The sequence below is a fragment of the Sphingorhabdus sp. genome, assembly GCF_040079335.1.
In the GTDB taxonomy this organism is placed as follows: Bacteria; Pseudomonadota; Alphaproteobacteria; order Sphingomonadales; family Sphingomonadaceae; genus Sphingorhabdus_B.
On record NZ_JBEBKL010000121.1, the window covers coordinates 1 to 2091 of the forward strand.

Consider the following 2091-nt stretch of genomic DNA (forward strand, 5'->3'; position numbering starts at 1 on the left):
AGCGGACCCCAGGCCGCCAGATAGAAGAAGCCGGCAAGATAGCCTTTGAGTGCCGGAATGCCGGTGCGCGGGAAGAGAAATAGCGGAAATATGACCGGGAACATCGCATAGAAGACGAGGGTCAACACGATGTTCAGCACCGGGACCCACACCATGGCCTGCTGCGCCACCGAGGTCATGGAATTGCGGGCCTGTGTATCGGCACGCTCGAGCGCGAAGCCGTCCGCCTCGTCATTTCCGAAATCGAGCTGGGCGGCCGCAAATGCATCGACCAGCGACTTTTGCCGCAGCACCTCTGGTGCGGTCTTGGCCGAGCCATGCAGCAGCTGGCTCACCACAGGAACATCATTGGCGAGCCTCGCATTGGCCGCTGCCTCGGTCAGCTTGGGATAAAATGTTCGCGCAAATTTGGGGACGTTTGCGGTCAGGTAGGTGTTCCAGCTTTGCGTTAGTGCGGCATAGGCGTCGCGGCAGGTCAGATATTCAATGTCGACCGTCCCGCCTGTTTCGCGCATATATTTCTGGGCGCGGTTGACGGCAGGATTGTTGCCAATCTCAACCCACATGTCGGTGGACTCGCTGAGCGTCCGCATACTCGTATTGCCGTAGAGGATGTCGTAGAACACGCATTGCTTAAAATGCGCGTCGAGATTGGCCCTGAACACGGGGTCCTTGATCTCGAAACTGCGCACCTTGTCCCAAAGCCGGGCGCCATAGACCATGCCGCCGTTGGAATACTTCAGCGAATTGGGCATCACGAACACGGTCTCTGCCTGGCGGGTGAAATAGTCGCTGACCTGGCTCGTGAACGACGCCATCACACCAAGTCCCAACGGAACATTAGCAACCGTCGCTGGCGCTAGCCCTGGATTGATGCGGTCGGTGACCTTGATGTCGACGGTTGGCACCATGAGGCAGCTGTAAATGAGCGTTGCCTGAAGGAACCAGCGGAACCAGGCGCGCCAGTCCAGATTGAATGCTGTGACGGTGAGAGCGAAAATCAGCCCCATCACCATGACAACGCGGATCAGCGACTTGAACCCGCCCGAGCCGGTCCATGCTGAAACGGCATTGAACGTATTGACGAGATACTCGCCGCCGCCGACCGTGAATACCTCAAGCATGGCGCGGCCTCACTGCATCTGCGAACTGAGGGACTTCGAAAAGCGCAAGGAGGCCGTCATCTGCGGCGTCATTTGCGTTCGGAGCGTCTTCTCCAGCATCTGGGTGCGCTGGATCAGCTGGAAAGTCTGGTCGAACCGGTCCGCGGTCTTGGCCGAAATTCCCTGCAGGTTGCGTTGCGCAGCCTGCAGCTGCTCGCGCCAGTCGCTCAAGGATTCCTGGTCTGCCCCCTGAAAATCGGATTTAGCGTTCAGGGTGATTTCGATGAACCGACTAGCCATAGTGCCGACCAGGTCGACCGCCACGATCTCGGACAGGTCGTTGATCTGCTGGTTGGAGAGCCCGAATTCGGCCGCAGCGCTCACAGTGATCATCTTGAAGACGGGAATGCTCGCCATCCCAAGTAACTGGAGTTCCTGCGTCGTGAGAGCCAGGTTCGGATTGCGCGCCTTATTGGCCATGCTGGTGATAAGAGCGCGAACCCGCGGCTTGATGGCAGCCCCGTTTGAAATCACAAGATCGACTTGGGTCGGATTAAGGCAGGTGGAACGGCCGGAGAGATCAGTTCCGCCGTCACATTTCCAGCGCCTGTAGCTGACCGCACTCGTTCCATCGAGCATGGCACTGATCAACGATGCGTCTGCAGGTCCGATATACCGAACCTGCGGGCGCGCACCGTCGGTTTCAGCGGGCACATAAATGACCGTTCCGACCATGGTCATCAAAAACTCTTTGAACTCGTCGTCGAAAGCGCCATATTTTCCCTGAAGCGCCTTCCAGGTGTAATTGGCCTTCATTGATGGCTGGTCGTCCATCGCAGGATCATTGTTGGCCGACTTGATAGACTCGCGCTGCCCGCCATTGTTGCAGTTCTGGCGCGCCTTGGCCCAATCGCTTGCAGCCCCCTGGCTGTTGGCGATCATCTCGCAAACGATGCTGCTGGCAGCCTCGCCTTTCCAGATGCCGTTC

Annotated in this window: 2 protein-coding genes; both read right to left on the reverse strand. The window is 58.2% G+C overall.

Going from position 1 to position 2091, the window contains the following annotated elements; translation table 11 throughout:
• Nucleotides 1–1124: conjugal transfer protein TraG N-terminal domain-containing protein (locus ABL922_RS14680; protein ID WP_349024951.1), on the reverse strand; the 1124-nt coding region annotated here is incomplete at its 3' end.
• 9 nt (nt 1125–1133) lie between these two features.
• A partial coding sequence (locus tag ABL922_RS14685; protein ID WP_349024952.1) for a conjugal transfer protein TraH occupies nt 1134–2091 on the reverse strand: 958 nt, incomplete at its 5' end.